The sequence below is a fragment of the Mesorhizobium sp. M2A.F.Ca.ET.037.01.1.1 genome (assembly GCF_003998075.1).
Classification (GTDB): domain Bacteria; phylum Pseudomonadota; class Alphaproteobacteria; order Rhizobiales; family Rhizobiaceae; genus Mesorhizobium.
The window spans coordinates 1-4,895 of sequence record NZ_RZSA01000483.1 but is presented as its reverse complement, the minus strand read 5'-3'; the positions used below and the strand labels follow the sequence as shown (position 1 = coordinate 4,895).

Below are 4,895 nucleotides of genomic sequence, written 5' to 3'. Positions count from 1 at the left end.
CCAAGACCCCCCGCCATGACTGTGTCGAAGGCTGGAGCTGCATCGCCAAATGGACCGGCACGCCGCTGTCGCTGGTGCTCGACCAGGCGGTGGTCAAGCCGCAGGCGCGCTACGTCATGTTCCACTGCCTCGACACGATCGAGCAGAGCCTGTCCGGCGACATCAAATATTACGGCACCATCGACCTGATCGATGCCCGCCATCCGCAGACCATTTTGGCCTACGGTCTCAACGGCAAGCCGCTCCCGGTCGAGAACGGCGCGCCGCTGCGCGTCCGGGTCGAGCGCCAGCTCGGCTACAAGATGCCAAAATACATTTCTAAGATCGAGCTGGTCGACAGTTTCGCCACTATCGGCGGCGGCCGCGGCGGCTATTGGGAGGATAATGGCTACGACTGGTATGGCGGGATTTGATGATCCCTCGCCTGCGGGCCGAGCACGATCTGCCGTCCGCCGAGCTTGATGCCGTCGAGGAGCGTCTGCATGACGACAACCGACGGCTGACCGGTCGTGACGACGACCGTGCCCTCACCTTTGCCTTGCGGGATGAGCAAGGGCGCGTCGTCGGGATCGCCGCCGGTCATTCCTGGGCCGGCATCGCCGAGCTCACGCTGATGTGGGTCGACGAAACTTATCGCGGCCTTGGCCACGGCAGGAAGCTGCTTGATGCCTTTGTCGCGGAGGCCGCTGCGCGCGGCTCCCTGCGGATATGGGTTTCGACCCACGACTTCCAGGCGCCGGGCTTGTACGAAAAGGCCGGTTTCGAGCGCATCGCCGAACTCACCGGATGGCCCGAAGGCCATTCCAACATCATCCTTTGTAAGACGATTTAAGAGCGCCTAAGCGACTTTATCCAGCAGCGGCTTCAGCGCCGGATGGATTTCCGGCGAAGCGTGCCTGATCAGCGTCAGCAGCGCGCGCTCGTTGTCGCGCAGCGGCCGCTGGCCGCCGTCGATGCGCTCGGCCAGCCATTTGGCTTCGTCGGCAACGATGGTCTCGGCACGGCGGGCAAGCGCCTCGGCGGCCCGGTTCCTGGCTTCCCATTCGGCCTCGATATCGCCGGGAGAATGATAGGCTTCGAGGACCGCGGCGAATCCGCCCGACACCATCCGGCTGAAGAACCCACCGAGCGCCGGGCCTGCCTCGTCAAGGAAGTTTTCATGGCGCAGCGCCGCTTCGCGCGTCGGCGGCTCGTAGCCGGCCGAGCACATGACATAGTTGGCGATCGCCTTGACGAAGAGCTCGTTCCAGGACGGATCATTGTCTGCGGCCGCCGTTCGGTCATTGATCCTGAACAGCACCTCTGCCTCGGCCTTGGTAATGGCGATGTTGCCGTCGCCGCCAAAGGCATGGAGGATGCGGTGCAGGAGATCGACCTCGGCCTTGGCGATCAAGCCCGGAACCAGCTCGCCGCCGATCATCAACGGCCCCTTGCCGTCGATCACCGCATGCGCGACCTGCTCCAGCGCGTAGGCCGAAAGCTGGCCGGGCGAGGATTTGGCTTCCTCCAGCACATGCACCAGCAGCTCGAGTTCCGTGCGGCTGTCGACCATGCCGTCACGCGAGACGGTGCGGACCAGCCAGTCGGCATTCTCCTCCGAGATATAGCCTTCCGGCTTTTCCTGGTGGACGATGTAGTCGGTCACCGCCTCGACGAAGAACGGTGCCCATTCGCCGCATTTGTCACGCGCCGTCTGGTCGAGCGCGAACAGCGCCTCCGCCTCGCCCCGCGTCACCACGCCGTCGGCGAATACCTCGCGCCGCAGCATTGCCACGTCCTCGGCCGTGATCTTGTTCTTCGACGTCAGCCCCGCCACCGGACCGCTCATGATCAATTCGCCCATCTGCCGTCCCTGCCCGTCGCCTTTTGCCGGCGTTATCCCGTCAGGTTTATCAGCGGTGTCTTGAGAAACCGGCAAATGGTGTGGTTAGCGAAGCCTTGCCGGCCGCGCCTTGTTGAGATTCACGTCAGGCCGGCCTCACCTGAATATCGGCGCACCTTTGATGTCGCTGGGAGGTGACAAGGTGTCGCCAACGAGCTATGGATGGCGCGTCGGGGGCTCGGTTTGTGAGTCCCACCTGTTTGCGGGAGAGAGCAGCGCAAGCTGTCGCCGAAGGGGAAATCGCCCGAAATCTCTCAGGCAAAAGAACCGTTGACGGGAAAGACAACTCTGGAAAGTCGGGGCCTGGCCCCGCGCCGAAGGTGTAAGCGCTGCCGACAGAGTTACGGGGCGCGAGTCTCTCAGGCTTCAGACAGAGGGGCACGGAACAGGCCGCCAATGGCGGTCGATTGCGTGCGACTCTGGAGAAGACATGACAGGCGAAGACACCAGGCACCTACCCCTCGAGGATTTGCATCAGGCCGCGGGCGCGCGCTTCGGCGCTTTTGCCGGCTGGTCGATGCCGCTCACCTATCCGCCCGGCGTGATGAAGGAGCACCTGCACACGCGCGAGCATGCCGGGCTGTTCGACATCTCGCATATGAAGCTGTTCGAAGTCGACGGTCCGGGCGCCGCGGCGCTGTTGAACCGGGCCTGCCCGCTTGATGCCGGCGCGCTGGACATCTCGCAGTCCAAATACACCTTTTTCCTCAACGAGGCTGCCGGCATTATCGACGACCTGATCGTCACGCGCCTTGGCGACGACCGGTTCATGGTCGTGGCCAATGCCGGCAACGCCATCGAGGACGAGAAGCATCTGCGCACGCTCTCCGCCGATTTCGACGCCACGGTCGAGCCGCTCGACCGCGTCTTCCTGGCGATTCAGGGTCCGGATGCCTGGGTGGCTTTGGCACGGGCCGGCATCGAGACCGGCTCGCTGCTCTTCATGCATGGCATCGAGCCGCGCCAGAACTGGTTCATGAGCCGGTCCGGCTACACCGGCGAGGACGGTTTCGAGGTTGGCCTGCCGGAGAAGGACGCGCGGGATTTGGTCGCCAAACTCCTGGAAGACGAGCGCGTGCAATGGATCGGCCTTGCCGCCCGCGACAGCCTGCGCCTCGAGGCCGGGCTCTGCCTGCATGGCCAGGACCTGACGCCCGGGATCGACCCGGCAAGCGCCGGCCTGATGTGGGCGATCCCCAAGGAAGTCCGCGCCGCCCATTTCATCGGCGCCGACGCGCTGCGCTCGATCCTCGATCGCGGGCCGTCGCAGAAACGCGTCGGCCTGAAGCCCGACGGGCGCCAGCCGGTGCGCGCGGGCGCGACGCTCGTCGATGCCGGCGGCAATCCGGCCGGCCACGTCACATCAGGCGGCTTCGGCCCTTCGACCGGCCACCCGGTCGCCATGGGCTACGTCAACATCGCGCTGGCCAAGGCCGGCACGAAACTCTTCGCCGATGTCCGCGGGACGAAGATCCCGATCGACGTCACGTCCCTGCCCTTCACCCCACACCGCTACCGCAAAGGATGATCTCCAGATGGCAAAGACCTATTTCACTGAAGACCATGAATGGCTCCGCGTCGAAGGCGGCGTCGCCACTGTCGGCATCACCGACTATGCGCAGGAACAGCTCGGCGATCTCGTTTTCGTCGAGCTGCCGGAAATTGGCCGCAAGCTCGCCAAGGGCGATACCGCCGTCGTCGTCGAATCCGTGAAGGCGGCTTCGGACGTTTACGCGCCGGTCGACGGCGAGATTACCGAGGCCAACGGCTCACTGTCGGCCGACCCTTCGCTGGTCAATTCGGCGGCGACCGGCGACGGCTGGCTCTGGAAGATGAAGCTTTCCGACGAAGGTCAACTCGACAGCCTCATGGATGAGGCCGCCTACAAAGCCCATATCGGCTGACAACAGGATCTTGGAAATGACCGCAGCACCTGCTCCTTTCTCGGCCCGCCATATCGGTCCCTCCGTCAACGACGTCAGGGCGATGCTCGCCGCCATCGGCGTTCCATCCGTCGAAACGCTGATCAGCCAGGCCGTGCCGAAGTCGATCCGCCTCGATCGGCCACTCGACCTGCCCGCTCCGGCGAGCGAAGCCGAAGCGCTGGCCGAATTGTCGGCGATGATGGCGAAGAACACGGTGCTGAAGAGCTTCATAGGCGCCGGTTATCACGGCGTCTTCGTGCCGCCGGTCATCCAGCGCAACCTGTTCGAGAATCCGGCCTGGTACACGGCCTACACGCCCTACCAGGCCGAGATCAGCCAGGGCCGGTTGGAAATGCTGTTCAACTTCCAGACCCTGGTCACCGAGCTCACCGGCCTGCCGGTGGCGTCGGCTTCGCTGCTCGATGAAGCGACCGCCGTTGCCGAGGCCGTCGGCATCGCGCTGCGCCATCATCGCGACAAGCGCACCAAGGTGGCGCTTGCAGGCACCCCGCACCCGCAGACGCTGGACGTCGTGCGCACCCGCGCCGAGCCGCTCGGCATCGAGGTCGATGGCGAGACGATCGACGACAACACCGCCGCCCTGCTCGTCTCCTGGCCGGACACGTTGGGCGTCTATGGCGATCACAAGGCGGCGATCGAGAAGGCCCGCGCCGCCGGCGCGCTGGTCGTCTTCATCGCCGATCCGCTGGCGCTGACGCTGACGGATGCGCCGGCAAAGCTCGGCGCCGACATCGCGGTCGGTCCGATGCAGCGCTTCGGCGTGCCGATGGGTTTCGGCGGCCCGCATGCCGCTTATTGCGCCGTTTCCGACAAGCTGACCCGTCTGATGCCCGGCCGCCTCGTCGGCCAGTCGACCGACACCAAGGGCCGCCCCGGCTACCGGCTGGCGCTGCAGACGCGTGAGCAGCACATCCGCCGCGACAAGGCCACCTCCAACATCTGCACCGCGCAGGCGCTGCTGGCCAATATGGCCGCGGCCTATGCGATCTGGCATGGCCCTGCCGGCCTCCAGGCGATTGCCGGTCGCATCCACGGCCTTGCCGACCGCCTCGCCTCAGGTCTCAAAG

5 protein-coding genes, 1 pseudogene and 1 riboswitch are annotated in these 4,895 nt (G+C 65.3%); of the genes and pseudogenes, 5 read left to right on the top strand and 1 reads right to left on the bottom strand.

What is annotated here, in order from left to right; translation table 11 throughout:
• Positions 1 to 413, top strand: a 413-nt coding sequence (locus EOA27_RS22035) for a molybdopterin-dependent oxidoreductase (protein ID WP_145970463.1), incomplete at its 5' end; no start/stop codon positions are given.
• The gene (locus tag EOA27_RS22030; RefSeq protein WP_126082369.1) at positions 413 to 832 is read left to right on the top strand and encodes a GNAT family N-acetyltransferase; all 420 of its coding nucleotides are present in this window, start codon (positions 413 to 415) and stop codon (positions 830 to 832) included. The genes EOA27_RS22035 and EOA27_RS22030, both read left to right, overlap by 1 nt.
• A 6-nt stretch (positions 833 to 838) precedes the next feature.
• Here EOA27_RS22030 and EOA27_RS22025 read toward each other — a convergent pair whose 3' ends face one another.
• The gene (locus EOA27_RS22025) at positions 839 to 1,843 is read right to left on the bottom strand and encodes a hypothetical protein (protein WP_126082368.1); all 1,005 of its coding nucleotides are present in this window, start codon (positions 1,841 to 1,843) and stop codon (positions 839 to 841) included.
• 232 nt (positions 1,844 to 2,075) lie between these two features.
• Positions 2,076 to 2,162: riboswitch (glycine riboswitch) on the top strand.
• A gap of 150 nt (positions 2,163 to 2,312) precedes the next feature.
• Between EOA27_RS22025 and gcvT the strand changes: the two genes are divergently transcribed.
• The 3 genes and pseudogenes from gcvT to EOA27_RS22010 all read left to right on the top strand — a co-directional run.
• Positions 2,313 to 3,410, top strand: a complete 1,098-nt coding sequence (gene gcvT / locus EOA27_RS22020) for a glycine cleavage system aminomethyltransferase GcvT (protein ID WP_126082367.1) — start codon at positions 2,313 to 2,315, stop codon at positions 3,408 to 3,410.
• Positions 3,411 to 3,417: 7 nt separating this feature from the next.
• A complete protein-coding gene (gene gcvH / locus EOA27_RS22015; protein ID WP_042644226.1) occupies positions 3,418 to 3,786 on the top strand; it encodes a glycine cleavage system protein GcvH in 369 nt (122 codons plus the stop codon).
• Positions 3,787 to 3,802: 16 nt separating this feature from the next.
• Positions 3,803 to 4,895 (top strand): annotated as a pseudogene (locus tag EOA27_RS22010) (glycine dehydrogenase); the annotation flags it as partial.

What these genes read in the sequence shown, in the direction of transcription:
- EOA27_RS22030 (WP_126082369.1), top strand. Translation starts at nt 413, where the DNA reads ATGATCCCTCGCCTGCGGGCCGAGCACGATCTGCCGTCCGCCGAGCTT.
- EOA27_RS22025 (WP_126082368.1), bottom strand. Translation starts at nt 1,843, where the DNA reads ATGGGCGAATTGATCATGAGCGGTCCGGTGGCGGGGCTGACGTCGAAG.
- gcvT (WP_126082367.1), top strand. Translation starts at nt 2,313, where the DNA reads ATGACAGGCGAAGACACCAGGCACCTACCCCTCGAGGATTTGCATCAG.
- gcvH (WP_042644226.1), top strand. Translation starts at nt 3,418, where the DNA reads ATGGCAAAGACCTATTTCACTGAAGACCATGAATGGCTCCGCGTCGAA.